Genomic DNA, 25,645 nt, shown 5'->3' with positions numbered 1-25,645 from the left:
AAAATTACAAAAAAGCAGCATATTTACTTAAAAGTACAAATTGTTCGTTTATTTACAACGTTATTGTTTATAAATTGCTTGGTTTTGCACGCAGACTTTGACAAATTTTGCACGCAGATTTAGCAGATTAAACGGGTTTACGCAGATGATATTTTTATTTTACACATAAAAAAAGACGCACTGTTGTGCGTCTTTGATCGTCGTTATATATTTAAACACAAATTAAAAATCAAACCAGTGTAAACCCGTTTCACCTGTAAAATTCGCGGGCTATAATCGTTACAGATTAATTACAGTACGCTGCGCGTTACTTGCAATGGCCGCTTCGATAATCTGCATTACTTTTACGCCGTCTTGTGCGGTAACAGGTTCTGCAGCATTGTTTGTAATAGAATTGAAAACACCGTCAAAAAATGAGAAATAATTTCCCTGAAGTGTTGGCACTTTTTCACGAACCACTTTTCCGTCGATTTCAGTGTGCAGAATTCCCTTTAAATCTTCAGATTCTGTTCCCCATGTTTCTAAATTTGGTTTGTTTCCAAGTTTTAATTCGTCTTCCTGAACGTCTCCGCGTGGTTTTAAGAAAGATCCTTTTTTTCCGTGAATTGTATATGCAGGATTTGCTTCTCTCACAAAGAAACCTGCTTTTAAACGTACTCTGAAATCTTCGTAAATTAATAACAAATCGATCCAGTCATCGACTAATGAATTTTCTCTTGTAATTCTGATATCTCCAAAAACCGACTTTGGTGAACCAAATAAACAAACGGCCTGATCGATAATATGCGGACCTAAATCTTTTAAAACTCCGGCGCCGTCGTTTGCTGTTTCTTTATGTGCTTTTGGACTTAATAACGGATTGTATCTGTCAAAATGGATTTCAGCTTCAACCAAATCTCCCAAAACACCTTCGTCTATAATTTTTTGAACGGTTTTAAAATCGCTGTCCCATCTTCTGTTTTGAAAAACGGCTAATTTTACTCCTTTTTCTTCTGCAATTTTTGCCAATTCCTGAGCCTCGGCTACAGTTGTGGTGAATGCTTTTTCTACAACGGCATGTTTACCTGCCAAAAGTACTTTTTTTGCATATTCGTAATGGGTTCCAACGGGTGTATTTACGATAACTAAATCGACATCATCTGCCAATAAATCGTCGATTGAAGGATAACTTTTTACATCTGGATAATCTTCCTGAATGAGTTTTTTGCTTCTTTCCCAAGATCCTAATAACTCAAAACCCGGGTGAATATCTAAAAAAGGGGCATGAAAAACCTTTCCCGACATTCCGTATGATAATAGTGCTGTTTTTATTTTTTGCATGTTGTGTGTGTTTTTTTGCCACAGATTAATGTGATTAAAAGGATTTTTTCTTTTGTCGCAAATAAAACTAAAAAAATCACTTTAATCTGTGCAATTTGCGGCCAATAAAAATTTAAATTTTAGCTCTTTCGTATTGTTTTGGCCATTGAATATCGTCGTTTAATTCTTTGGCGAAATCTAATGGCAGGTTAGGGTTTCTAAGCGATTCTCTGGCAAACAAAATTAAATCGGCCTGACCTTTATTTAAAATTTCTTCGGCTTGTTTTGCTTCGGTAATTAGACCTACAGCGCCTGTAAGAATATTGGCTTCTTTCTTGATTTTTTCTGCAAAAGGAACCTGATAACCCGGACCAATTGCAATTTTTTGATGCGAAACCAATCCGCCAGACGAAACATCGATTAAATCTACTCCTTTTTCTTTTAGAATTTTTGAAAGCTGTACAGATTCTTCAGGATTCCATCCGCCTTCTGCCCAGTCTGTTGCTGAGATTCTAACGATTAAAGGTAAATCTGAAGGCCATTCGGTTTGAACTGCTTCTACAATTTCGAGTGTAAAACGAATTCGGTTTTCGAAACTTCCGCCATATTCGTCGGTTCTGATATTTGTTAAAGGCGATAAAAACTGGTGCAGTAAATATCCGTGTGCACCGTGAATTTCTAATACTTTGTATCCGGCTTCAACGGCTCTTTTTGTTGCAGTTTTAAAATCGGAGATTATTTTTTGGATTCCGTTTTGGTCTAAAGCTTCAGGAAGAAAAGGTTCTCCTTCGTGATACGGAATCGCACTTGGCGCAGCAGTCTGCCATCCGCCCTGATCAAAATCTAATTTTTTATTTCCGAGCCAAGGAGCCGAAACACTTGCTTTTCTTCCGGCATGTGCCAGCTGGATTCCGGGAACTGAATTTTGAGAAACAATAAATGCGTTAATTTGTTTGAGTTTTTCGATATGTTCGTCTTTCCAGATTCCAAGGTCTGAAGGAGAAATTCTGGCTTCGGGAGAAACGGCAGTCGCTTCCTGAATAATTAAACCAACGCCTCCGCTTGCACGGCTTCCTAAGTGAACCAGATGCCAGTCGTTTGCAAATCCGTCAACGGCTGAATATTGGCACATTGGCGAAATAACGATTCTATTTTTTAAGGTGATGCTTTTTAAAGTTAAGGGAGAAAATAATTGTGAAGCCATATTTGTAACTTTTAATAGATTAGTGCTACCAATTAAAAATAGGAGCCTTTATAAAAAGTAAAGTTACGGCATCTTGCTAAAACGAGAAATTGAAATGTTTATTAATTAACAAACATTTAAAGCAAATTCTGTTTATTCCATAAATTATAATATTCTGATTTTTGTTCCAACAATTCTAAATGATTTCCTGATTCAATAATTTCTCCATTTTTCATAACTAATATTGTATCGGCATTTGCGATTGTACTTAAACGATGTGCTATAACTATTATCGTTTTCTCTTGTGTTTTGAATTTGTCAATCACTCTTTTTACTATTCCTTCTGAATTAGTATCTAACGAAGCTGTTGCTTCATCCATTAGTAAAATTTCTGGTTTTTTATATAATGCTCTTGCAATGGCAATTCTTTGTTTTTGTCCTCCCGAAAGCATTGTTCCGTTTTCACCAATCTGCGTTTCAAAACCATTTGGTAGTTTTTCTACAAAATCAGTTATTCCTAATTCTTTCGATAAATCTAAGACTCTTTGAATATTTGGAAACGAATCTCCCAAAGCGATGTTTTCGATAATATTTCCTGAAAATAAATTCAACTGTTGCGGAATAACTCCAATCATTTTTCTTAAACTTTGATAATGAATAAATTTAATATCATATTGGCCAATTAGAATTTCCCCTTCTTTTATTGGGTATAAGTTCTGAAGTAGTGAAATCAATGTTGTCTTCCCACTACCACTCTCCCCAACTATAGCTGTTGTTTGATTCTTTTTAAATACTGCATTAAATTTTTTAAAAACTTCTAATCGTGATCCATAACGAAAAGAAACGTTTTCAAATTTTATATCTCCTAAGTTTTCTTTTTGTAATTCGACTTTATTTTCTGTTTCTTCTCTTTCTAAATCCATAATCTCAAAAAGCCTTTCTGCAGCGATTAAGGCGTTTTGTGATGTTTTGTTCATATTAATCAGCGAAGCAACTGGAGAAGTAAAATATCCAATTAACGCATAAAATGAAAATAATTCCCCAGGAGTAATCTCTCGATCTATAACATAACCGGAGCCAATCCACATTAAAATTATAGTAAATAGAGAAGCAAGAAACTGCGTTGAAGTTGCCGCAAAAATTCCATTTAAACCCGATTTATAAGTAAAGAATAAAAGTTTTACAAATTTGTTTTCAGTTTTAAAATTCGAAAACTCTTCGATTCCAAATTCTTTTACTGTTCTGATATGGGTAATGCTTTCTACTAATTGAGTTTGTAATTCTGCAGCATTTTCCATAATGCTTCGTTCTACTTTTTTATTAAATTTATTTAATAAAAAATATATAGAAATGTAAAAAGGTATAACAAGAATAATAACTAAAGCTAGTTTCCAATAATAGGTAAACATCAATACAAATGAAAAAATGACAATAAAAACATTTACAATCATTTCTATTGCCACTTCATTTATAAAAGAACGAATTTTTACCGCATCGTTTATTCTGGATGTAATTTCTCCTATTTGCATAGTATCAAAAAAACGTTGCGGCAAATGAAGTAAATGCTTATAATAACCAAGAATTAATTGAGCATCTATTAATTGCCCCGTTTTCATTACAAATATGCTTTTCTTTGAATTAATATAAGATTGAAGCAAAATAAGTGTAATCATAGAAACACTTAATAAATTTAATAGTTTTCTATTTCCATCTACTAAAACATAATCTGTAATTTTTTGTATGTAAACTGACATTGCCAATCCTAAAACGGTAAACAATATTGCTCCGACTAAAGCCTGAATTAAAATCGTTTTATGCGGCTGAATTAAGTTCCAAAACCTTTTTAGTGGTGAAGTTTTTTCGTTTCTAATTTTAAAATCATCATTTGGAGCAAAAAGTATTAGCACTCCTGACCATATTTTTTGAAATTCATCAAAATTATAAACTTCCATTTTTCCATACCCAGGATCCATGACTGTAATTTTCGATTTTTCGATTTTATAAACTACAACATAATGATGAAGCTGCTCTTTTGTAACAATATGTGCAATAGCTGGAAGCGGAATTTTATTTATGGCATCTAAATTTCCTTTTACGCCTTTTGCCATAAAACCCATTTTTTCAGCAGCCTCAATTATTCCCAGCACATTTGTACCACGTTTATCCGTATTTGCATACTGACGTATTCTAGCTATGGGCAAATTAACTTTAAAATAGTTCCCAATAGAAACCAGACAAGCAGCGCCACAATCTTTAATATCATGTTGTTTTATTTTTATTGAAGCCATTTTATATTTTATTTGATAATTTGGGGTTTAACCAATCGTCAATTTTATCAAACAGCAAATCAAACAAACTTCTTTTAGTGATTATATATCTTGTAGTTAAGGTCATTCCTTTTGACACGTTAGTTTTGTCACCTGATTTTAATTGTAAAGTTTTTGAGTTTAGAGAACATCGCACTTTAAAAAATGCCTGATCACCCTGTATCGTAATATTATGATCAATGTCGATTATTTTTCCATCTAATAATCCCCATTGATTATAATTGAAAGCATCTAACTGAAACTTCACTTTTTGGTTTTTCTTTATCAAACCAATATCATTGGGCGAAACATTATTTTCGACTATAAGATTGTCTGTTGAGGAAATTATCGCAATGGTTTGTGATGCGCTTACAAAAGAGCCTTTTTGAATCCCTGAAAAGCTTTCTATAGTTCCCGAAATGGGAGCTGTAACAACATAATTATTTGATTCTGCATTTATTTTAAAAACCGTTCCGTTAAGGTTTTTTAAACGTTCTTCTAAATCTCTTTTCTGATTTTCCCAAGTTGCTTTTTGCTGACTTATAAAACTTTGCATTGCCTGTTCTGTTAAACGTAATTCATATTCAAGTTTTTCAAAATCTGCCTTAGCAATAATATCTTTATCGTAAAGAATTTTATTGCGATCATAATTTATTTTAGCTTGTGAAATTTTACTTTGAAGTCCATTTTTTCCAGATTGGAATTTGAATAAATCTTCGCGTGCAGTAGAAGTTTGTAGATGTGTTGTTTTATTCTGTAAAAGATTTGAAATGTCTCTTAATAATGCAAGAACAGAAACTAATAAGGTATCTTGAGTTCTTTTATCACTTTCCAGATTTTCTTTAGATATTTTTAAAAGTGTATCTCCTTTTTTTACAAAAGCATTATTTTTTAAAAATATCCAGCTAATTCTCCCGTTTACAATCGTTGAAACGGGAACATTTTCAGCTTTACCACGAATAATGCCGCGACTTTGACTACTTATATCTACCTTAATTATAGGCAGTAATATCAAAAAAGTTAGAATTGCTATAATAACAATCAAGTAAATAGAAAAACTCTTGGATTTGTTTTTTGCAATAAGATTTTCAAGAGTATGTATTGGATCTGAACTGAAATTCATATTCAAGGTAAAAAGAATATTCTCTTTATTAAATAAAGAGAATATTATAAAATTATTAGCGTATACCAAAGCATCGTCTTATTAAAATGCTATTCTCATTTTTTTTTTAAATGTTGATTTTTAATATTAATCATATATATAAAAAATACTACAGTTAATGCACAAGAAAGTCCGATTAAAAAAGAGCAAATATGGTTTTCTGGATATTTTCTAAGTATAATAATAGTAAGTAAATACGCTATCATTATAAGAACAAGAAATAGTTTTTTCATAACTATAAAATTTGTTATTCAAAAAATCTCTCTTCAAACATTTGAGTTGAAGAGAGAGATTTCCAAATAAAATTAAAACAACATTTTACTTAAATAACCTATAAAATAACCTAAAACGTATAATGCCACAGATGCTAATACACATAGCCTTATAATTTTTAAAAATTTAGATGATTCCATAAAAATTGTTTTTAAATTTATTATTTAGTGTGTAGCATTGTAGTATCCTAAAGCACAACAGCCTGGTGCAAATCCAACCATAAAAGCTGCTGCAACCATCCATTTCTCTATTCCACCATCAATTGAGACCATTTCATTCAATGTCAATTCTACTATTTCGTTTTCTTTTTTTTCTATTAAATTTTCCATAATATTAAATTTTTAATGACTCATAAAATAACCTACTGCGTATCCAGCTGCATAACAAGCTCCCGCTATTTCAACTGCTGCAAGAATTGCTGGTAAAATTCCTCCTTCAATTTCTAATGTTTCCTGAACATTAAGTTCAACTAGATTCAATTCTTCTAAATTCATAATACTAAAATTTAAATGGTTAATTAATAAATTCAACAAAATTCATTTTCTCGAGAAATATTTTGTTAAGGCAAACTTATCAGAGTTCCGTCTAATAAACTTGGACGGAAGTTAGTACCTCCAAAAATTTCTTTAGTTTCATCCTCTTTAATTACTTTTAAGGAAAAATTAAATATTAATTCAAAAGGTGCTGTGTAATAAAAACTCTCTCTCTTTTTACAGTACCTAACTGGCGCATCAAGTTCTTTTATAACATCTAATTCGTTATAAAGCTGACTTCTGCTTAAGGATAATTTTTTAGCAAAAATCTCTGGTGTCCCTGTTTTTTCAGAACTAATTAATTTATGCATTTTTGTAATTCTTTTAATTTGTTTAATAAAATTCATATTCTCACTGTAAAAAATTAATAAAACAAAACAGATCTTAATAATTTCAAAATAGTTATGTTAACTATTTAAGAATTACTCATACAAGATCAAAAAGATGAAATTAGAATAGTGTTTTAAAAAAAACATCCTGTAAAAGTTTTTAAAATATCAAAATAAGACATTTGTAACATTATCATCGAATGAGATACTAATTATATAGACATGAGATAAGTTCAGCTTAATTTAAAAGTAAGGACATTTATTAACAAACATTTAAAACCTTATGTATTATATTGCACTATCAAATTAAAATAGAAACGCTACTTTTGTGCGTTAAATACGAATTAAAAATACAAAATGGATATAGTTATCAAACTCTCTCAATTTTTATTGAGTTTATCTTTACTTATTATTCTTCACGAATTAGGACATTTTATTCCTGCTAAATTATTTAAAACGAGAGTTGAAAAATTTTACTTATTTTTTGATGTTAAATATTCGCTGTTAAAAAAGAAAATCGGCGAAACTGAATATGGTATCGGATGGTTACCGCTTGGAGGTTATGTAAAAATTTCCGGAATGATCGATGAAAGTATGGACAAAGAGCAAATGGCGCTTCCTCCGCAGCCGTGGGAATTTCGTTCTAAACCGGCTTGGCAGCGTTTAATTATTATGCTTGGCGGTGTTACCGTAAATTTTATTCTTGCATTTATCATTTATATAGGAATGGCATTTGCTTACGGCGATACTTATATTGCAAACTCTGATTTAAAAGATGGTGTGGCAATAGACAATCCTGCAATGCTTAAAGCCGGATTTAAAACCGGAGACAAGATTATTTCTATTGACGGAAAAAAAGTAGAGAATTTTGACAGTGATATGAATATGAATATCATTATGGCAAAACAAGTTCTTGTAGAAAGAAACGGCGAACAGCAGACTATTAAAATGCCTACTGATTTTGTCGATCAGTTGTCTAAACATGAAAAAGGCTTATTAGTTGGTATTAGAATGCCATTTGTTGTGGGCAAAATTTCTGAAGAATCTGAAAATACTGCTCTAAAACCAAAAGATTTAGTTGTAAGCCTGAACGGGCAGAAAATTAAATATTTTGATGAAGCTAAAGCTATTTTAGAAAGCAATAAAGGAAAATCTATTCCTGCTGTTGTTTTGCGTGATTTAAAAGAAACTCCTATTACCGTAAAAGTATCTAATGCAGGGAAACTTGGGGTTGCTGTGGGCGGTTTAGGAATGGACTCTTTAGAAAAATTAGGTTACTATAAAGTAAGCACAAAAGAATATGGTTTCTTCGAATCGATTCCGGTTGGTCTTGAAAAAGGAAAAGATCAGTTAGTAGGTTACGGAAAACAATTAAAAATGATTTTTAATCCAGAAACAAAAGCTTACAAACAAGTAGGTGGTTTTGCTGCGATTTACAACATTTTCCCTAGTTTTTGGAGCTGGGAAACTTTCTGGTCAATTACGGCTTTATTATCAATTATGCTTGGAGTTATGAATTTATTGCCAATTCCGGCACTTGATGGTGGTCATGTGATGTTTTTATTATACGAAATGATCAGCGGTAAAAAACCGAGCGATAAATTCCTAGAGAACGCACAAATGGTTGGTTTTGTTTTACTTATTTCACTACTACTGTTTGCTAATGGTAACGACATTTACAAGGCAATTGTAGGCAAGTAAAAAAAAGTCAAAAAAAAGAGCGAAAATGTTTTTGAGAAACTAAAAATAGTTTTATATTTGCACTCGCTAAAAAGAGCAAACAACTTCCTCCTTAGCTCAGTTGGTTAGAGCATCTGACTGTTAATCAGAGGGTCCTTGGTTCGAGCCCAAGAGGGGGAGCAACTTTTTTTAGCAAACATATTTACCTTTAAGGTGATTCCTCCTTAGCTCAGTTGGTTAGAGCATCTGACTGTTAATCAGAGGGTCCTTGGTTCGAGCCCAAGAGGGGGAGCTTATTAAATACCACTTACAAATTGTAAGTGGTATTTTTTTTGGCGTTAATCAGAGTCCCGATAACTATCGGGGTTGATTCGAGATCAAGAGGAATCTTATAAAAGAACTTACAAATTGTAAGTGGTAATTTTTTTTTGACGTTAATCAGAGTCCCGATAACTATCGGGGTTGATTCGAGATCAAGAGGAATCTTATAAAAGAACTTACAAATTGTAAGTGGTATTTTTTTTGACGTTAATCAGAGTCCCGATAACTATCGGGGTTGATTCGAGATCAAGAGGAATCTTATAAAAGAACTTACAAATTGTAAGTGGTATTTTTTTTTGGCGTTAATCAGAGCCCCGATAACTATCGGGGTTGATTCGAGATCAAGAGGAATCTTATAAAAGAACTTACAAATTGTAAGTGGTATTTTTTTTTTGGCGTTAATCAGAGCCCCGATAGCTATCGGGGTTGGTTCGAGACCAGAGGGAATCTTATAAAAGAATTTACAAATTCTAAGTGGTATTTTTTTTTTGGCGTTAATCAGAGCCCCGATAACTATCGGGGTTGGTTCGAGACCAGAGGGAATCTTATAAAAGAATTTACAAATTCTAAGCGGTATTTTTTTGGCGTTAATCAGAGCCCCGATAGCTATCGGGGTTGGTTCGAGACCAGAGGGAATCTTATAAAAGAATTTACAAATTCTAAGTGGTATTTTTTTTTGGCGTTAATCAGAGCCCCGATAGCTATCGGGGTTGGTTCGAGACCAAGAGGGGGAGCTTTATAAAAAGAACTTTCAAATTTTGAGTAATATTTATGAACATTGTTTACATTCTTTTTTCTGCCAAATTAAACCGATTTTACATTGGATTTACTTCTGATTTTGATGTGCGAATGGAGTTTCATAAAAACGCCGAATCACATAAGTTTACTGCTAATGCTCAAGATTGGGAATTATTTCTCAAAATAGAATGCGAAAACAAAACACAAGGTCTGGCTATTGAAAAACACATTAAAAAAATGAAAAGCAAAACCTATGTCGAAAACCTTATTAAGTATCCGGATATTATTTCTAGACTCAAAGAGAAGTACAAATAAAATCTTAATCAGACTGTCAAAACAAAAGTGCAAACCATATTGTTTCATTTTAGAAAAAAAACTTCCATTTAAAAAGTCTTATTTTAATACATTAAAAACCTATACGGCCTAATTAAAAAAGCCGCTGTCTATAATTTTGCGCAAAAATTAAATTTAATATTTGTCAAAATGAACAACAAAACATTAGCAATTGTATCTTATATAACCATAATAGGCTGGTTAGTATCTTTTTTTTCATCAAAAATGCCTAGAAATCCTTTGGTGAAATATCACTTAAAACAAAGCTTTGGATTATGGATTACAGCAATTATTTACAATGTCATTATTCAAATACTTGCTGCTATAGTTCCTGCCTTAGTTTTAATTTTAAGTTTAGTGTCTTTAGTTTTTTTAATCCTTTTAATTATTGGAGCAATTAACGCAAGTAAAGAAAAAGAAACTCCGCTTCCTTTAATTGGGAAACTTTTCGAAAACAAGTTTGGTTTTATCAGCTAATCCTGCTTAAGAAAGATATATAAAAAAAAGACGATCAAATGATCGTCTTTTTTTTTATTCTGATTTAGCTTAATTTCTCGCCACTTTACTGTGTTTCATCACATCATTGCCAACATTTTTACTTTCAAATAAAAGCATCGCTTCATTAGCCTTATCCGTTTGATTAATTGCTTTTAAAGATTCGACGTATCTAAAGTAATAAACTGGTTCTAAATCTGGATCGAGGCTTATTAACTCAGCATAGTATTTTGCCGAGGCTTCGTAATCGCTTTCAAAATACCGCTTGTCTGCGACTTTTTTGAGCATTTCTATAGATTTGTAGCCTTTGTCTAAAACATTGGCGTAGGTGTCTAAAATATCTACCTTAACGAATTTCTCTGTATATGCGGGAGCCGTAACCTCAACTTCTACGGGCTGAATCTCTACGCTGGCATCGGCAATTGCTTTTGGAGGAACAGCGCCTGCAGATCTTACTTTTTTCTTTCTGTATATTGGTGTGACGGTTCTGGTGTTATTTGGTCCTAAATCGTTTGTATATACCATATCGAGTTTTGATACTTCGTATTTGGTTGTACGTTTACCAAAAGGCATATTGATTATTTCTACAACCAGATAAGAATCAATAATAAGATCTTCATCTGATTTGTCATCAAACTTTGAAGCTGTTTTTTTAGTTTCTGCATCGATAATCGTATAATTTGTCTGGGCAAAACTACTTATAGAAAAAACACTTGCGATAATAGTAAAATATGCTGCATACCTTTTCATGATGATTTGGATTTCGTACTGTATTAAAAATCATATAAATTTACTGATTTTGTGTTAGTTATGATTTATTTTAACTATAAACTGCCCGGAAAAACGATAAAGTGTGCAATTTGCTTTTTAAAGAACCACCGGCTGCTTTATAATTTTAGTTTTTAATAGTAAGCTGTGCGAAAAATTGTATTTTTGTGCTTTCGTGAGACAACAGAAAATGTATCTCAAAAATTCACATTTGTAAATTACAGCACAAATACATTTTCACGATTTTTTAAATATCTTTGAATTATGAGCACACTTACCAAACCCAACCATATAGGACGCAAAATAAGCCGTATTCGTGAACTTCGTGACATGAAACAAGAAGCATTGGCGCAGGCTTTAGGCATAACCCAGCAAACCGTTTCGATTATTGAAAACAGCGAAACAATTGATGATGAAAAGCTTCAGGCAATTGCTGAAATTTTAGGTGTTTCTGTTGAAGGAATTAAAAATTTTTCCGAAGAAGCGGTTTTAAATATTATTGGAAATACTTATCATGAAAGCAATGTTGTAAATGGAAATGCATATAACTGTAATTTCAATCCACTTGATAAAATGGTTGAGCTTTTCGAACGTTTGGTTCAGGCTGAAAAAGATAAGGTTGAGTATTTGGAGAAGTTGTTGAAAGGGAAGTAGATTAAAAATAATATATTATTATATAAAATACGAAGAGGTTCTTAAAAAAGAAGCTCTTTTTTATTTCAAAAATTTTTAATAGTAAGAATATAGTTTTTTTTTAACAGCAAATATTAAGTTAAGAAAAATCACCAAATAAATTTTTATATTTACAGAGTTTGTGGAAAAAAATCCACAAGACCTTCTCATTTAATTTAACTTAAAACAATATGGAGAAATTATCATTCGAAATATGGAAAAATACAATGTCATTTGTAATTGATGATGAATTTGACAATAGTTTTCTTTTATCAATCGAACCATTAACAAAATTCATAAATGAAAATTGTCATAAATTCTCTAATCCTGAAAGCTTAAGTGAATTCTTAACAACAAACGATAAATTTCCTCCAATTATTAAACTTAAAGCATTCATATCCCTAATAGGCCTTTCAGAAGAAAGATTAAAGAGAGTAGTATCTCTTGTTAGGTATAGATTCTACAATGAAGTCTTTAAAAGTGAATGGGACATTAAAAAAATTAGTAGCACTATAAAATCTGACAGTATTTTTAAAAACAATTTAATAGATTTTTTTATTGATGGAAGAAATTCCATAATTGGATCGGAAATTCCTCTTTATTATATGAGAAATTTCAAATTAACCAATCAAGAATTTATAAACGACCTGAAGAATCATAAATATGTCGAAAGAATTTTAAATGATAACGAAATTCAAGGAAAATATTCAAATAGAATAGGAACGCATGTCGAAAAAATAATTCAAAAAAAACTAGATTCATATAAAGCCAGTGTCAATAAAAATTTGACATATGAAATTCAAAAAGAATTTCCATTATTCAATAAAAACATTGACATTTTAATACCAAATGTCAATTCTCCTATAATATTAATTGAATCATCATACAACATTACAACTGGTAGTGGACAATCAAAAAGAGCAGACCAATTAGTAGAGCTTTACTCTATTTTAATGAAACATAATGCCAATCATAGGAATAACAAAATTCTAATGTTGAATTATTGCGATGGATTTGGATGGGTTGGAAGACAAAATGATTTACATCGAATATACGATGCAAGTGATTTTGTATTCAACCAAAAAAACCTTCATATTCTCGACAATATTTTAGATAATTATTTACCTAAGCTTTAACCACAAAGAGAAACCTTATTTATCTCGACATTAAAATCTGAATATAACAAATAATTCTTTGCTAGTTGTGATGCAACAAATTCAACAACAGGAACAGCGACAGTATTACCAAGCAAATCAAATGCATCATATTCTTTTGTTGGAATAACATACCATTCAGGATAACCAAATAATCTCAAACCTTCTCTAATAGTTAACTTTCTTAAACCGTTACCATCAGGAACAGCTAAACGCGAGACATCAGTTGCAACTAATGTTGGCGCAATATCATTAGGGTCTAAAATTTTATTAACTTCGAAACTTAATTTACCAGTAACAATATTATATCCTTTTGGTTTACTTGTATCATAAGTTCTGTAAGTTTTAACACCATCTTCTGTTGGTTCTTTAACTAATTTTTTAGGATGCTCAAATTTTAAATACCCTTTTTTCGTAAGATCTTCCAACATTTCGTAAAGTTCTTTTTTATCAACATCAATAAAAGTATTTATTTGTTCTAAAGTTAAAGCCATACCATCCATCCAATCAATACCAATTTCTTGCGCCCATTGTTTTTTTCTTCTCTCCTTAAACAGCTTATTAAGCAAAAAAGATTGTTGGTCAGATACTTCTCCTTTTAAGCCAATATCCCAACTATGTATATTATTATCTCCCCCTCTTTTATCTTTTATAGATTTGCCATACAAATCCTTTAATTCAAAATGTGAGAATATTTTAGTAATAAAATTAGATTCAATTGTTTTCAACCCTTTTTCCAAGATGCTATCTAACGAATTAAATACTGGATCATTTCCGCTTAAATCGACACAATCTTTTTTAGTCCCAACAATAAATATTCTTTTACGTGATTGTGGCAGTCCAAATTCTACTGAGTCAAATACTTTCCAGGCAACATTATAACCTAAATCATTTTCTAATTTATATAAAATTGTGGATAACGTTCTACCTATTTTATCATGTTTATTTTCAATATCATGTTTCACCAATCCCTCTACGTTTTCTAAAATAAAGCCGTAAGGTTTTTTATTTCTCAATATTCTTTCTATCTCAAAAAATAACGTACCTCTTGTATCAAGAAAACCTTGCCTCCTTCCTCCTGAACTAAAGGGCTGGCAAGGAAACCCACCTAAAAGAAAATCAAAGTCTGGTATTTCCTCATTTTTTACTTGGAAAATATCCCCAACAAAAAAATCGTGCTCAAAATTTTGTTTTAAAGTTTTAACTGCATAAGGTTTTATTTCAGATGTCATTACACACTCTGTGTTAAACCCTAAAGCACTAAATGCACTTTCAAAACCAAGTCTTATTCCTCCAAGACCCGCAAAAAGATCTATAAATTTTACAGTATTATTTCTCATTGGTAGTTTTTTCATATATAGTTTCTGGTTCAGCTACTAGTAAATAATTTGTTTCATAATCTTCTATTGTAATTTTATTACATCCAATAACAGACAAACATTGTAAAAAAAAAGAAGCACTAAAACTTCCTCGGCTTATTTTACTATCAATACTTGCTTTTGTTTCTTCTATACCTTTTCTATTTAATAATTGAGCTAAATCACTATTTGTAATTCCTCTTTTTATTAATTCGGATTTGAGAAGCCGTTTAGCCTTATTATTCCAATTTTCCATATATAAGAATTATATTGCAATTTTAGACAAAAATTATCATATATGCAAATTTAAGATCGCCTTGTTTCAAATTTAATTTCCCAATTCATCAATATACTCCTGTACAACATTGACACACAAATCAATATCTTTTTTAATAGAATGTTCCCAAAATCGAAAAACTTTATATCCTAAAGTACGAATCTTTAAATCATTTTCAATATCTCTTTCCATATTCCTTTCTATTTTTGGAATCCAAAATTCACGATTTGTTTTAATTTTCAACTTCTTTTCATGCCAGTTATATCCGTGCCAAAATTCTCCATCAACAAAAATCACAATTTTAAACTTCTCTAATATTATATCAGGATTTCCAGGCAATCGTTTATTATGTAGTCTATACCGAAATCCTAAATTCCACAATTTTTTTCTTAATTTTATTTCCGGTTTTGTGTTTTTTGATTTAATCTTAGACATTAACTTACTCCTTTCTGGAGTTGTATAAAATCCATTTTCTTCTTTAAATCTAGGGACTTGAATCCTTGTTTTTTTATCCATCTTTTCCATGATATTTTCTTCTAGATAAGTTTTCTAAATTGGAAATTATTTCTATTTTAAAATTACATCATTTTAGAAAAACTATTATATAATTATATCAAATTCAATAAAAAAGCGCTGCAATCCAAAGATCACAGCGCTTTTTTATTTTATTAAAAACTAACTTAAACTTAAACCCCTAATTTCTTAGCAATATCAGTTGGAATTCCGCCTTTGTTTACCATTAAGGCAGTAGTTTTATATTTTACGAAATTTTTGGTTACAAACAAGAAACCTTTGTAGTCGTTTGTTTCTCCCCAAGAATTTTTTACGATATAATATTCTTTTCCAGTTTGATCTTTAGCAAGACCAATAATGTGCATTCCGTGGTCGTCTGTAGTAGTGTAGTTATCAAACGCAGCCTGACGCATTTCTGGAGTAATTTCTGGCTCCGCTTTTGGTCCGTTAAACATATCCGCTTTTTCTTCAGCAGTCATTTCGTCAAATTTCTTTGTTGGCACATACGCTACACCGTTTTTCCAGCTAAAGCTTTTCTCGCTTACGTCTGTTGCCCAGGCTACAGTATATCCTTTTTTCAATGCATTGTCGATAACATCTGTCATGTCGTTTACTTTTACGTTGTAAACCTGATCAAATGACCAGTTGTCCGGCACCATCATAGTTGTTTTTTGGTAGTATGGAGATGTTGTAAACGATGACATTTCGATGTACTCATCTGGATTAATTCCTACTACTTCTTTAGCAAAAGACTGTGGTGTATAGTTTTTTCCTTTATAAGTAAAGTTTTCCGGCACTTTTCCTAAATAAGAATCGATAACCGCTGCATAGGCTTTTTGCCAGTTTGGTGTTAATTCTCCGTTTGGATTTTTAACCACCGCAGCTAAAACGCCTTCGATAAGTGCTGCCATTTCTGCAAATTTATTTTTATCTGTTCCGTAGTTTAATCCTGTGTAAACTTCTCTAGGAACTGCTCCGTATTTTTTGTACATGTTTGTAACATCGTGCAAAGCACCACCGTCGCCCAAAGTAACAGCTCCATGCATACGAACGTAGTTAATTCCTTTTTCTACATAAACATTTCTTGCCGAAAAAACCTGAGAAAGCTCAACAGGCTGTTTTCCTAAACGAATCATTTCTGACTCTAAAAACGAGTTTGAAGCATAACTCCAGCAAGTTCCAGATGAACCCTGGTTTTTTACAGATGTAGTTCCTAAGTTAACTACTTCGGTAAATTTAAAAGCCTCTTTACTTTTATCACTTGCATTTAACTTTAATGAATTTACCAAAATGTCTTGTGCAAAACAGCCGCTTACTCCCACTAAAAAAGCAGATGCAGCAAAAACTGATTTCATCGTATTTTTATACATAATATAAAGATTTAAATAGTTGACTAATTTGTCGCCCTTATTATATTTTTGTTACAAAACAATTAAATATTCGGTAAAAAAACTATTATTTAACAGTTAATCTTTATACAATGTTTTTATTATACATTTAAATCTTACAAATTACATAAAAACGACTAATTCAGTAGAATCAAAATAGTTTTGAATTTTTGTTTTAAAATAAATAGTATTTTAGTTCCAGAAATGCCACGCAATAGATCCCGAAATGTACGAACTCGAAAAAGAGAAATACTTAGGTAATACCAAAAATAGTTTTGATACCGCGCAGGGAATTGCTGTGGTCGAAACTGAATACCAAAACAAGGTTTACGAAGGCTGGCATTCGCACAATAATGCACATATAACGCTTTTCTTAAAAGGCGGCACGACAGAGAAAAGAAAAAATTTCAGCGAAACGGTTGGCGCGGGATCACTTTTGTTTTATCACAGCGACGAACTGCATTTAAACCAAAATACGCTTTTTCCTTCCCGAAATATTAATATTGAAATTGAAGAAAACCTCATCAAGGAACTTCAAATCTCCGAAGCAGTTATCGAAAAATCAATTCAAAATGAAGCTTTTACCAAGTTTTTGATTTTAAAGATTTTTAAGGAAACGCTTACCGCCGATACTTTTTCTGCCGATACAATTAAAATGTTGTTCTCTCAGTTATCGAACTCCAATACTCATTTGAAACGATTTGAGAAAAGTCCGTTTTGGGTAAAAAGTCTAAATGAATTATTAAACGACTGCTGGAACGAGAATCCCAATCTTCAGGATTTGGCATTGGTTTTAAACCTCAACCCCATTACGATTTCAAAGCATTTTCCTAAATATTTTGGATGCACATTGGGCGAATATATGCGTCGTATAAAAATTAACCGTTCGCTTTCGCTGATACAATCCAGCGAAAATAATTTAACCGAAATTGCCCTCGAATGCGGATTTGCTGATCAAAGCCATTTTATAAGGACTTTTAAAACGCAAACGGGATTTCTGCCAAAACAGTTTCAAAAATTATAAAGAGGCAAATTTCATTCTATTTTTTGTTTTTAATGCGGGATACTTTTGTCTCATCATAAATCATTAAAATAAATCAAATGGAAACCCTTACCCGAAAACAAAAAATATTCAATTTCCCTATTGTCAAAATCGTTCTTGCGCTGCTTACTTTTATGACTGTTGTTATTATTGGCCAGCAGATTGCCGTAAAATTACTAGCCTTAACACCACTTGAAAAAGACTACCGAAATCTTTTAAAAGGGCTTTTTGTTTCTTTCTCCTGTATCTTTAGCTATATCCTTTTCTTTAAAAAATACGATAAAAGAGCCATAACGGAATTTTCTGTAAATGGACTTGCCAAAAATCTTACCATTGGAATTTTGATTGGTTTTGTTTTACAGTCCTTTACTATTTTAGTAATGTACCTTAACGGAAATTACAGTGTTGTAAATATTAATCCTGTTTCGTTTATCCTGATTCCTTTTGCCATAATGTTTACCGTTGCCATTATCGAAGAAATATTGGTACGCGGTATTATATTTAGAATTCTGGAAGAAAAACTGGGAAGTTATATTTCTCTTACTATTTCTTCGGTGTTATTTGGCATTTTTCACCTGGCGAATCCTCACGGAACCTTAATTTCCGGAATATGTATTACAACTGCAGGTTTTATGCTGGGTGCTGCTTTTATTTACAGCCGTAATTTATGGATGCCAATTGCTTTGCATTTTGCATGGAATTTTACACAGTCGGGAATTTTTGGAGCGATAACATCCGGAAACGAAAAAACAAGCAGTTTATTAGAAGCCAAAATACAAGGTCCGGAATTTATAACCGGAGGAGAATTTGGTCCCGAAGGATCAATACAAGCAATTGTATTTTGTGCATTAGGAACCATTTTACTATTGGCTTTGAGCCAAAAACAAAATAAAATCATTCTGCCTTACTGGAAAAAATAATTTTTTGCCGCCAGCGAAGCAAGTGCACGGATATAATTAAATTCTCGATAAACAATTATCGGGAATTTAATTTTTACAATCAACAATCAATAATTATCTCAGCCAATTGCTTCCAAATACAATATAATAGGCCCAGTCTTCGGGACCTTTTGCAACATCTACACCCATTCGGAGTTTGAATTTTCGGGCTAATAAATATCTAAATCCTGTTCCGTAGCTATAAATTACAGGTTTTGCAAAAGCTTTGTCCCAATCGTTAAAAGCACTTGCTAACCCTCCGTAGCCCATAAGACTCCATCTTCGGTACAAATCCCATCGCAATTCGGCTTCGGTAACAATACTGGTTTTTCCCTGATAACGAGCAGCGGGAATTCCTCTTAAATTGATTCCGGGCAATAGATAAAAAGGCGGACTCCCAAACGCCTGCTCTCCTTCTACTCTAAGCCCGCCAATTAATTTTTTAGTTAATGGATAAAAACCTATAGCCGATAAATTGACACGCCAGGCATCGTAATCGCTCCCAATAACATCATCTGACCAAAAGAAATCTGACTGAAGCCGTATTCCTTTATCTGGTGTAAATATATTGTCGCGTCCGTCAAACTGAATCGCAGCGCCCAGCTGACTTATGGTGCTTTTAATATCTCCCGGCTTTACAAATGGCGGAGGAAGATTTACATCAGGCAGGTTGATTTTAGAATTTAAAAACAAATACTGCGGTCCTGCGCTCCATTTTGGATTATTAAACTGCTTTAGCCATTGGGTATATAATATCGTTGATTTAAAGTTTAGTTTAAATTCCTGATCTTTTGCATTTGGAATATTATTGGCATAAAAAGATAAATTCATATCGCCATAACCTGCCATAACACGATATAATATCCTGGATTTTATAAGAGTTCCAGATCGAAACGCACCTGCCATCCAGCTTTTGTTTCCGGTGTACATTCCAATTCCTCCTGTTATATCGGGATTTATAAAACGTTTTTTTCCGTTTTCGTCAATAACCGGAGCATGTTTTTTTAGAAAAACGGGAACAATTGCACCTCCAATTCCACCCAAAGCCGGTTCTGTAATTACGGTTGGCACCACAATAAAACCGTGTGCATAAATAATATAATCGCTTAAATCGAAAGCGCCGTCCAGAGAATCTTTTACACTTATATGCTGTTTCTGTGCAATGGCGGTTTGAAAAGTAAAAAGCAAAAAAGCAGAAATGAAAATAATTTGCGGCAAAAGTTTTCTGTTTTTTATAAAAGAATCTGAATGTATATTTCTCATTTAAGTCAATTTAAAATTTATCGTATTCATTAAAAAACATCAACCTAACTTTTGCTTATCCTTTCTTTTCTTTTGATAAGCTAAATACGTGTGCCAGTGTGAGGAAAAAAGTACTTCCCTGAAAACGGCTTTCAGCACCAAATTCTGAAACCCATCTTAAACCTGCAGAAGTCATACAGCCAATATGAAGATAATTAACCTCAGCACCGAGTCCGCCAATTTGGTCTTTGTCTGGTTCCAGTACAAAATTGCCCGCCGGAATTTTATCGTTAGATACTTTATATTGGAAATAATAAATTAACCCTGCGTTTAAAATAGATTTTGGTGCTGTTTTTTCGGCATTAAGCATATAAAAGGTTTTACCAAGTCCGCCTTCTACACTTAAAATATCTCCGGTTTTTATATCGGTATCTTTCTTTTTGCTATTGATTTCATACGATGCCAAAACCGAGAAATGAAACGTTTTTTTATCATTAAAGAACAAAGTTGTTCCGGCAGAAAATTCGTTTATAAACATTCCTAAACCGGCATTATCTGAAGCTCCTGCTGTAAATCTTCCGGTTGGGAGATACATTTGATAACTGAAAACAAAATCGGCCCTTTTGTTATGCCAGCCCAATTGTAAAGGCTGTACATACATATCTGTAAAAGCAAGCGAGTTTTTAGAATCGATTGTGTTTCCCTGAATTGTATTTGAGGCAAAGGCGACTAAAATCGTGGCTCCGTAATTGGCTCCTAAAATTTTAAAATCGCTTACATAATTGGCTCCGGCACCTGTTAAAAACATGGTTATATCTGGATTTGCAATCGATTTGTCTCCGTTGGCATCCCTCAAAGAACATGCATCATATAAATAACCCGGCACATAAACACTGAGTGTATTGGCTGGTGTCTGCGTTCCTGACTGAAGACCCATCGCCCCCAGAATATGACCGCCTTTAAGCTGGGCATTTCCCAGAAAACAAACGAAAAAAAAGAATAATAGGAATATTGATTTAAGGTTTTGATTTATTATCGTTTTCATGGTTTCTGTTTTAATTAATTACACTTCAAAACCTAAGCAAACTATTTTTAGTTTGTAGATTGTTTAAAGAAGTAGGAATTTGTTTTTTCAGGACTAATCCTGATTATTCTGAAGTATTCTGAAGGGGATTTTCCGGTATGTTTTATAAAAGCTCTAAAACAGGTTGTTCTGGATTTAAAACCAGAAGCCCAAGCCATTCCCTCGAGTGATAAATCTTTCCAGTCTGCATCGTTTATTTTTTCTTTAAAATATTCGATTCGCTTTAGATTTATATAATCCTGAAAATGTAAATTAAATTCTGAATTAATTAGATTAGAAAGATTATTTACGGTAATTCCGGTTTCTTCTGAAATGTCGCGAATCACGAGATCTTTCTTTAAAAAGAGTTTTTTTGAATCAAATATGCTTTCCAGTTTAGACAGGTACAATTCTTTTTTTTCAGGTGTGAATTCTTTGACCATCGGGAGTGAATTTTTAGTTTCTTTCGATGTAAAAATTTCTAAGTTTTCTTCAACAATCTTAAACTCATCTATCTCTTGCTGATCATAAAATATCTGCGGTTTAAAATACAGCCAGCATACCGTAAAAATGAGCACCGACGAAATCAAAACATAACAAGAATAGTCTATACGGTTGACTTTGCTCATTAAAAAGAAGTGCACAAAAAGTGTAGAAAACAAAAACAGAATCATTAAATTGTAAACTCTGATCCAGTTTAAAATTTTTATTTTTTGAAGATGATTTTCCTTGAACTTTTTTAAATCATAATTTAAAATCATCATGGTCTGGCAAAAAGCATATAAGAGCCAAACACTCAGGCTGAATATAGAAAACGGACTTTTTATTTTTACAGAAAGGTATTCAACAGAATAAAAGTTTGTGAAGTTTCCAATCCAAACAACAATTGTAAGCGAGAAATAAATTAAAAATGGCAGGAAATGAAGCCAGTCATAATTTTTAAAAGCTGAACACGGAAACAATACACTCCGAACGTATAAAAATGCGCACGGGGCAACAAGAAATATAAACGATTTTGTGATCATGATAAGATCTGGAAAATCTTTAAAATCGTGTGCCGACAAATAAAAATTGTAAATACTTACAACTGCAAGGCTAAACAAAAATAGTCCTAAGAAAAAACTCTTAGTATAGTTTTTCTTTGAAAAAAGAACCATAAATGAAGTAGCAAATCCAACGATTGTAGCTATAAAAAAGAAAAGAGAAAGTACTATATCCTGCATAATTTTGATCTTAAATTATAAATAGATATTCTGTTCTTTTGAAGAAATCAAAAGAAAATAAGGTGTTTTTATAAGTGCTGCACTTTTTCCTGTTTTAGAAAAAGTACAGCTGTTTTTTATAAAAACTTTAATTATTTTTTTTCTGCTCCGGGAGGAAAACCGGCTAAGATTTTTTTGATAGAGTTATTAATAAATTCCTCCGGATTGTCTGGCTTACTGTCGATTTCAGCATTACCAATTCCCTGCCACACTAGTTTTTGAGATTTTGTAGAAACAATATCAATTACAAGTGAGCCGTCAACATAATCGTATGTATTAAATGTTGTATTAGCGCCGCCCATCATGGCACCGCCTCCCCAATATCCGTATGGTCTATACATACCGCCGTAACCGTAGAAATTGGTATCGGCAGATACTGAAGTTTTATTTTTTAGGATAGAAACTGCATTTACTTTTAAGTCCGGATTACTGCTTTCTGTAAATCCTTTAGCTATCATTTCTGCACGAATGGCATTAGTAACACGGTCTACATTTAACTGATTTACCTGGCCTTGTTGTGCTTTTAAATCGTAAACTGCAAAAGTTTTATATTCACCAAAATTTGCGGCATGATCGTAATCAGTCGTAACTTTTACAGTTGGAGAACAGCTGTAAATTAAACCCAAAAATAAAATTGGGATAATGCGAAGATTTGTTCTTTTGATATTCATCTTGTAGAATTTAAATTATTGATTAATTGGCTTAACTCGAAATTATTAATTCTGAAAATCTTGAATGAACTATAAAGGCTTCGACAATGCGTTATCAAAACACAAAGAACTATATTACAGGCGTTTACAAAACACTCAAAGATAAATCATTTATTTTAATTAGCATCATATATTATGTAAATTTCTTACTTATTTATTTTTATGCTTTTTTCTGTCATTCAAATAAAACAGCAGATTCATTTTTTACCTTGTACAGCTACATGAATGTATTTATTTATATTTCTGCAGCAATTGGCAGTCTGCCTTCTTTTACTGCTGTAACCATTTTATTATAATCTGATTCGTTTTGGTCTGCGTATAAAAGAGAAAATTTTGAAATTGAATTAGCAAATTCGTTACTGTCTCCTATATATCCGGAAAGCATAGAAGGATCGCCAGAACGTGCGTGTGCCCTTGCAAGTGCCCATCCGCAGGCTTTGGCATAATCTATCATGTTTTCTTCTTTCATAATTTCAAGAACCGGTTTTACCTTGGCATCTCTCAGCTGACGGATATAAAAAAATCGGCCTTTGTCGTCATTTGTCCATCCTAAAAACATATCTGAGGCTGACTGCATAAGTTTTTGTCCTATTACAATTCTTTCGCCTTGATGCGTGTATTTAGCTTTTACTTTTACATGTTGTTCTAAAACGCTTTTTCTTGCTTCTTTAAACTGCAGAAAGATTGGTTCTCCCGTTGCCGACATTAACAAACTAATACCGCAGAGTGTACCAACACTTCCTACACCTACTACTTTTATGGCAAAATCATGCATCGAATACCGGCTTAATAAAACCTGTTTGTCTTCTGGAAGTGATTTTAAATATCGTTTATGAACTATTTCTGCGTCTTTTAAAATTTGATCTTCTTCGTTTCCTGAGGGATGATAAATCAGTGGCGGTTCGTCTTTAATTCTTGCCCGCACACCATCACGATATGTCATCTTTGCAAACTCTTTTTCATGTGCTGTATATTCCGCAGCTTTTTTTATTCTTTTTTGATGAAACTCTTTTATCTCTTCATCTTTTCCTAATTCTATTAATTCTGCCAGATCAATATCGGCATACCAAATTTGCAGTGCCGATAATTTACTGTAATCCAGCATATGTCTTTTGTAACTGTCTGCAACATTCCAGGCAAATTCTTTACAATTTTTTTTAGAAAATTTTCTCCATTTTCCGGCAATAACAAAACTTGCCGCTAATCGTTTTACATCCCATTCCCAGGGTCCCGGAAAAGTTTCATCAAAATCATTAATATCAAAAACCAGTTTGCGTTCTGGCGTTGCAAATCCTCCAAAATTCATTAAATGACAATCACCGCAGAGTTGTAAATCTATTCCTGTATTGGGCGTTTGTTCAAGATCTGCTGCCATAATTGCGGCGGCTCCGCGAAAGAATGCAAAAGGCGATTCCATCATTCTAGTATATCGAATAGGCAGTAAACTTTCGATTCTTCCTATACTGGTTTTTATTAAAATGTCAACAGGATCTTCCCGATTTTCTAACGGAACATATTGCTGATGAGAGGAACGTGGCACAATTTTTCTAATCGCTCTGCCTTTTTCATAGCGTTCTGTTTTTGATGCCGTGGGATCAAATAAAATATCGTTGTTATCCGCTTTTTCGGTCATAGGAATGATTTATTTTACTTCTGTCACGTCTCTAATTTTCCATGGAATATGTCATATCTTTAATTAAGGTCTGAGTTCATATTTTTTTATTAAACGGTTTTAAGATCCCGGAAATACAAATGCTACAACAGCTCTTAAACCCCAATCGGGTTTTATAGATTCATGTCCTACAATTGGAATTAATGGCATCACAGCAAATTGCATTGTCTGACTGCCTAATTTTGTGATTGCCCCAACGTTTGGACTAATTGTAATAAGTGTTGTGTTTCCATGCCAGTTTTGTGTAATTTCTGAACTGATTCCTAAACTTGCACCGCTCTTATAACTATGTGTTAGAAATATCTGAGTGTAAAATTGATTGAAATCAGCACGATCTGATGCTCCTGCCACTGACCAAATTTGATTGGCAATAAAACCAACCGAAAGTCCTTTTCCCTGATGCATAACCAAAATACTTGGCCCAATTCCAAATTTTTCTGTTCCTAAAAGTTTTTCTGTAGCAGTTGGTACTAAAAATGCCGGACCAGCCCCAAAGATGATTCCTTTCGTTTTAGGAGCAAAAAAAGCGGTTATTGTTGCATCGCTTAAACCAAACTCGTGTGTATTTTCTCCCGTTACATCCTGCTGATCTACAACAGGAAGAATATAACGGGTAATTAAGTTTAGATTCTCACTCAATTTAAATGGAATAACAGGCTGTATATTAATCTGATATTTTATTCCGTTATAGGGACCAATACCGTAAGTAAGATTATTTTGCAGCGGGACACTAATTAAACTTGCGACCGGATTTGCCAGTTTATCTGCCAATTCCTGTGCACTTGCTCCTTCTTTTGGCGGTGCGTCTTGTGCACAAACATTAAATGACAATATAAAAAAGACTGTACTGAGAAATAATATCGTAATTCGTTTCATAATAATTCATTTAAGAAAATCATTCATCGCAAAATCAAAATGAAACAACTTTTGGCCA

25 protein-coding genes and 2 tRNA genes are annotated in these 25,645 nt (G+C 32.6%); 9 read left to right on the top strand and 18 right to left on the bottom strand.

All coding sequences use genetic code 11. The features are described from left to right. Nucleotides 1–279: 279 nt before the first annotated feature. The 7 genes from PQ462_RS00745 to PQ462_RS00715 form a co-directional block, all read right to left on the bottom strand. A complete protein-coding gene (locus PQ462_RS00745) occupies nucleotides 280–1,320 on the bottom strand; it encodes a Gfo/Idh/MocA family oxidoreductase (RefSeq protein ID WP_274252006.1) in 1,041 nt (346 codons plus the stop codon). A 112-nt stretch (nucleotides 1,321–1,432) separates the two neighbouring features. Then, entirely contained in the window at nucleotides 1,433–2,503 is a 1,071-nt protein-coding gene (locus PQ462_RS00740) for an NADH:flavin oxidoreductase/NADH oxidase (protein ID WP_274252005.1), read from the bottom strand. A gap of 116 nt (nucleotides 2,504–2,619) precedes the next feature. Beyond that, nucleotides 2,620–4,770: a peptidase domain-containing ABC transporter gene (locus PQ462_RS00735; RefSeq protein WP_274252004.1), complete on the bottom strand. Its 2,151-nt coding sequence runs from the start codon at nucleotides 4,768–4,770 to the stop codon at nucleotides 2,620–2,622. 1 nt (nucleotide 4,771) lies between these two features. Next, nucleotides 4,772–5,911 carry an HlyD family secretion protein gene (locus tag PQ462_RS00730; protein ID WP_274252003.1) on the bottom strand — a complete coding sequence of 380 codons (1,140 nt, stop codon included), beginning with the start codon at nucleotides 5,909–5,911 and terminating at the stop codon, nucleotides 4,772–4,774. 476 nt (nucleotides 5,912–6,387) lie between these two features. Further along, nucleotides 6,388–6,552, bottom strand: coding sequence for a class IIb bacteriocin, lactobin A/cerein 7B family (locus PQ462_RS00725; protein ID WP_012023246.1), 165 nt, complete (start codon nucleotides 6,550–6,552; stop codon nucleotides 6,388–6,390). 12 nt (nucleotides 6,553–6,564) lie between these two features. Further along, on the bottom strand, nucleotides 6,565–6,717 hold the full coding sequence (locus PQ462_RS00720; RefSeq protein ID WP_121362655.1) for a class IIb bacteriocin, lactobin A/cerein 7B family: 153 nt from the start codon (nucleotides 6,715–6,717) through the stop codon (nucleotides 6,565–6,567). Between the two features lie 65 nt (nucleotides 6,718–6,782). Continuing rightward, entirely contained in the window at nucleotides 6,783–7,067 is a 285-nt protein-coding gene (locus tag PQ462_RS00715) for a hypothetical protein (protein WP_123875669.1), read from the bottom strand. A gap of 375 nt (nucleotides 7,068–7,442) precedes the next feature. On the opposite strand from PQ462_RS00715, the gene rseP reads away from it, so the two are divergent. From rseP to PQ462_RS00690, 5 genes are all read left to right on the top strand, one after another. Beyond that, entirely contained in the window at nucleotides 7,443–8,786 is a 1,344-nt protein-coding gene (gene rseP / locus PQ462_RS00710; RefSeq protein WP_149205787.1) for an RIP metalloprotease RseP, read from the top strand. An 85-nt stretch (nucleotides 8,787–8,871) separates the two neighbouring features. Beyond that, nucleotides 8,872–8,945 (top strand) — tRNA-Asn (locus PQ462_RS00705). A gap of 38 nt (nucleotides 8,946–8,983) precedes the next feature. Further along, nucleotides 8,984–9,057: transfer RNA gene (locus tag PQ462_RS00700), tRNA-Asn, on the top strand. A gap of 800 nt (nucleotides 9,058–9,857) precedes the next feature. Continuing rightward, nucleotides 9,858–10,139 (top strand): GIY-YIG nuclease family protein, encoded by a 282-nt coding sequence (locus PQ462_RS00695; RefSeq protein WP_274252001.1) that lies wholly within the window; start codon nucleotides 9,858–9,860, stop codon nucleotides 10,137–10,139. A gap of 168 nt (nucleotides 10,140–10,307) precedes the next feature. Beyond that, a complete protein-coding gene (locus tag PQ462_RS00690; protein ID WP_274252000.1) occupies nucleotides 10,308–10,634 on the top strand; it encodes a DUF4870 domain-containing protein in 327 nt (108 codons plus the stop codon). Nucleotides 10,635–10,703: 69 nt separating this feature from the next. On the opposite strand, the gene PQ462_RS00685 is transcribed toward PQ462_RS00690, so the two are convergent. Further along, nucleotides 10,704–11,402, bottom strand: coding sequence for a hypothetical protein (locus PQ462_RS00685; RefSeq protein WP_274251999.1), 699 nt, complete (start codon nucleotides 11,400–11,402; stop codon nucleotides 10,704–10,706). Between the two features lie 282 nt (nucleotides 11,403–11,684). Here PQ462_RS00685 and PQ462_RS00680 point away from each other — a divergent pair, with 282 nt between their 5' ends. Both PQ462_RS00680 and PQ462_RS00675 read left to right on the top strand, forming a co-directional pair. Then, nucleotides 11,685–12,074 carry a helix-turn-helix domain-containing protein gene (locus PQ462_RS00680; protein WP_274251998.1) on the top strand — a complete coding sequence of 130 codons (390 nt, stop codon included), beginning with the start codon at nucleotides 11,685–11,687 and terminating at the stop codon, nucleotides 12,072–12,074. A 209-nt stretch (nucleotides 12,075–12,283) separates the two neighbouring features. Beyond that, nucleotides 12,284–13,228 (top strand): DpnII family type II restriction endonuclease, encoded by a 945-nt coding sequence (locus PQ462_RS00675; protein WP_274251997.1) that lies wholly within the window; start codon nucleotides 12,284–12,286, stop codon nucleotides 13,226–13,228. Here PQ462_RS00675 and dcm read toward each other — a convergent pair. The 4 genes from dcm to PQ462_RS00655 form a co-directional block, all read right to left on the bottom strand. After that, nucleotides 13,225–14,601 (bottom strand): DNA (cytosine-5-)-methyltransferase, encoded by a 1,377-nt coding sequence (dcm, locus tag PQ462_RS00670; protein WP_274251996.1) that lies wholly within the window; start codon nucleotides 14,599–14,601, stop codon nucleotides 13,225–13,227. The two genes, PQ462_RS00675 and dcm, sit on opposite strands and share 4 nt — an antisense overlap. Further along, nucleotides 14,576–14,860: a DUF6471 domain-containing protein gene (locus tag PQ462_RS00665; RefSeq protein ID WP_274251995.1), complete on the bottom strand. Its 285-nt coding sequence runs from the start codon at nucleotides 14,858–14,860 to the stop codon at nucleotides 14,576–14,578. The genes dcm and PQ462_RS00665 overlap by 26 nt, the downstream gene beginning before the upstream one ends. A 72-nt stretch (nucleotides 14,861–14,932) precedes the next feature. Continuing rightward, nucleotides 14,933–15,406: a very short patch repair endonuclease gene (locus PQ462_RS00660; protein ID WP_274251994.1), complete on the bottom strand. Its 474-nt coding sequence runs from the start codon at nucleotides 15,404–15,406 to the stop codon at nucleotides 14,933–14,935. Between the two features lie 161 nt (nucleotides 15,407–15,567). After that, nucleotides 15,568–16,764 (bottom strand): aminopeptidase C, encoded by a 1,197-nt coding sequence (locus tag PQ462_RS00655; RefSeq protein ID WP_274251993.1) that lies wholly within the window; start codon nucleotides 16,762–16,764, stop codon nucleotides 15,568–15,570. Nucleotides 16,765–17,008: 244 nt separating this feature from the next. Between PQ462_RS00655 and PQ462_RS00650 the strand changes: the two genes are divergently transcribed. Then, entirely contained in the window at nucleotides 17,009–17,806 is a 798-nt protein-coding gene (locus tag PQ462_RS00650; RefSeq protein WP_274251992.1) for a helix-turn-helix transcriptional regulator, read from the top strand. Between the two features lie 77 nt (nucleotides 17,807–17,883). Beyond that, complete coding sequence (locus PQ462_RS00645; protein ID WP_274251991.1) at nucleotides 17,884–18,744, top strand: CPBP family intramembrane glutamic endopeptidase; 861 nt, start codon at nucleotides 17,884–17,886, stop codon at nucleotides 18,742–18,744. A gap of 93 nt (nucleotides 18,745–18,837) precedes the next feature. On the opposite strand, the gene PQ462_RS00640 is transcribed toward PQ462_RS00645, so the two are convergent. The 6 genes from PQ462_RS00640 to PQ462_RS00615 all read right to left on the bottom strand — a co-directional run bounded on the left by PQ462_RS00640 (nucleotide 18,838) and on the right by PQ462_RS00615 (nucleotide 25,587). Continuing rightward, complete coding sequence (locus PQ462_RS00640) at nucleotides 18,838–20,025, bottom strand: BamA/TamA family outer membrane protein (protein WP_274251990.1); 1,188 nt, start codon at nucleotides 20,023–20,025, stop codon at nucleotides 18,838–18,840. A gap of 55 nt (nucleotides 20,026–20,080) precedes the next feature. Beyond that, nucleotides 20,081–21,049 (bottom strand): SphA family protein, encoded by a 969-nt coding sequence (locus PQ462_RS00635; protein WP_274251989.1) that lies wholly within the window; start codon nucleotides 21,047–21,049, stop codon nucleotides 20,081–20,083. A gap of 47 nt (nucleotides 21,050–21,096) precedes the next feature. Then, a complete protein-coding gene (locus PQ462_RS00630; RefSeq protein WP_274251988.1) occupies nucleotides 21,097–22,290 on the bottom strand; it encodes a helix-turn-helix domain-containing protein in 1,194 nt (397 codons plus the stop codon). A gap of 131 nt (nucleotides 22,291–22,421) precedes the next feature. After that, nucleotides 22,422–23,000 carry a DUF4136 domain-containing protein gene (locus tag PQ462_RS00625; RefSeq protein WP_274251987.1) on the bottom strand — a complete coding sequence of 193 codons (579 nt, stop codon included), beginning with the start codon at nucleotides 22,998–23,000 and terminating at the stop codon, nucleotides 22,422–22,424. 274 nt (nucleotides 23,001–23,274) lie between these two features. Then, on the bottom strand, nucleotides 23,275–24,672 hold the full coding sequence (locus tag PQ462_RS00620) for a DUF2252 domain-containing protein (RefSeq protein ID WP_274251986.1): 1,398 nt from the start codon (nucleotides 24,670–24,672) through the stop codon (nucleotides 23,275–23,277). A gap of 99 nt (nucleotides 24,673–24,771) precedes the next feature. Beyond that, a complete protein-coding gene (locus tag PQ462_RS00615) occupies nucleotides 24,772–25,587 on the bottom strand; it encodes a hypothetical protein (protein WP_274251985.1) in 816 nt (271 codons plus the stop codon). Between the last annotated feature and the right edge of the window lie 58 nt (nucleotides 25,588–25,645).

This window comes from Flavobacterium sp. KACC 22758, assembly GCF_028736135.1.
Taxonomy (GTDB): Bacteria; Bacteroidota; Bacteroidia; order Flavobacteriales; family Flavobacteriaceae; genus Flavobacterium; species Flavobacterium johnsoniae.
Note: the sequence above shows the minus strand (reverse complement) of the source record. Positions and strands in the feature narration are given on the sequence as shown.

Bases quoted from the DNA above. Each gene is read 5' to 3' on its own strand.
- PQ462_RS00745 (WP_274252006.1), bottom strand. From the start codon at position 1,320: ATGCAAAAAATAAAAACAGCACTATTATCATACGGAATGTCGGGAAAG.
- PQ462_RS00730 (WP_274252003.1), bottom strand. From the start codon at position 5,911: ATGAATTTCAGTTCAGATCCAATACATACTCTTGAAAATCTTATTGCA.
- PQ462_RS00625 (WP_274251987.1), bottom strand. From the start codon at position 23,000: ATGAATATCAAAAGAACAAATCTTCGCATTATCCCAATTTTATTTTTG.
- PQ462_RS00695 (WP_274252001.1), top strand. From the start codon at position 9,858: ATGAACATTGTTTACATTCTTTTTTCTGCCAAATTAAACCGATTTTAC.
- PQ462_RS00675 (WP_274251997.1), top strand. From the start codon at position 12,284: ATGGAGAAATTATCATTCGAAATATGGAAAAATACAATGTCATTTGTA.
- PQ462_RS00685 (WP_274251999.1), bottom strand. From the start codon at position 11,402: ATGAAAAGGTATGCAGCATATTTTACTATTATCGCAAGTGTTTTTTCT.
- rseP (WP_149205787.1), top strand. From the start codon at position 7,443: ATGGATATAGTTATCAAACTCTCTCAATTTTTATTGAGTTTATCTTTA.
- dcm (WP_274251996.1), bottom strand. From the start codon at position 14,601: ATGAAAAAACTACCAATGAGAAATAATACTGTAAAATTTATAGATCTT.
- PQ462_RS00680 (WP_274251998.1), top strand. From the start codon at position 11,685: ATGAGCACACTTACCAAACCCAACCATATAGGACGCAAAATAAGCCGT.
- PQ462_RS00630 (WP_274251988.1), bottom strand. From the start codon at position 22,290: ATGCAGGATATAGTACTTTCTCTTTTCTTTTTTATAGCTACAATCGTT.
- PQ462_RS00725 (WP_012023246.1), bottom strand. From the start codon at position 6,552: ATGGAAAATTTAATAGAAAAAAAAGAAAACGAAATAGTAGAATTGACA.
- PQ462_RS00640 (WP_274251990.1), bottom strand. From the start codon at position 20,025: ATGAGAAATATACATTCAGATTCTTTTATAAAAAACAGAAAACTTTTG.
- PQ462_RS00650 (WP_274251992.1), top strand. From the start codon at position 17,009: ATGTACGAACTCGAAAAAGAGAAATACTTAGGTAATACCAAAAATAGT.
- PQ462_RS00735 (WP_274252004.1), bottom strand. From the start codon at position 4,770: ATGGCTTCAATAAAAATAAAACAACATGATATTAAAGATTGTGGCGCT.
- PQ462_RS00715 (WP_123875669.1), bottom strand. From the start codon at position 7,067: ATGCATAAATTAATTAGTTCTGAAAAAACAGGGACACCAGAGATTTTT.
- PQ462_RS00615 (WP_274251985.1), bottom strand. From the start codon at position 25,587: ATGAAACGAATTACGATATTATTTCTCAGTACAGTCTTTTTTATATTG.
- PQ462_RS00720 (WP_121362655.1), bottom strand. From the start codon at position 6,717: ATGAATTTAGAAGAATTGAATCTAGTTGAACTTAATGTTCAGGAAACA.
- PQ462_RS00620 (WP_274251986.1), bottom strand. From the start codon at position 24,672: ATGACCGAAAAAGCGGATAACAACGATATTTTATTTGATCCCACGGCA.
- PQ462_RS00635 (WP_274251989.1), bottom strand. From the start codon at position 21,049: ATGAAAACGATAATAAATCAAAACCTTAAATCAATATTCCTATTATTC.
- PQ462_RS00665 (WP_274251995.1), bottom strand. From the start codon at position 14,860: ATGGAAAATTGGAATAATAAGGCTAAACGGCTTCTCAAATCCGAATTA.
- PQ462_RS00655 (WP_274251993.1), bottom strand. From the start codon at position 16,764: ATGTATAAAAATACGATGAAATCAGTTTTTGCTGCATCTGCTTTTTTA.
- PQ462_RS00660 (WP_274251994.1), bottom strand. From the start codon at position 15,406: ATGGAAAAGATGGATAAAAAAACAAGGATTCAAGTCCCTAGATTTAAA.
- PQ462_RS00740 (WP_274252005.1), bottom strand. From the start codon at position 2,503: ATGGCTTCACAATTATTTTCTCCCTTAACTTTAAAAAGCATCACCTTA.
- PQ462_RS00690 (WP_274252000.1), top strand. From the start codon at position 10,308: ATGAACAACAAAACATTAGCAATTGTATCTTATATAACCATAATAGGC.
- PQ462_RS00645 (WP_274251991.1), top strand. From the start codon at position 17,884: ATGGAAACCCTTACCCGAAAACAAAAAATATTCAATTTCCCTATTGTC.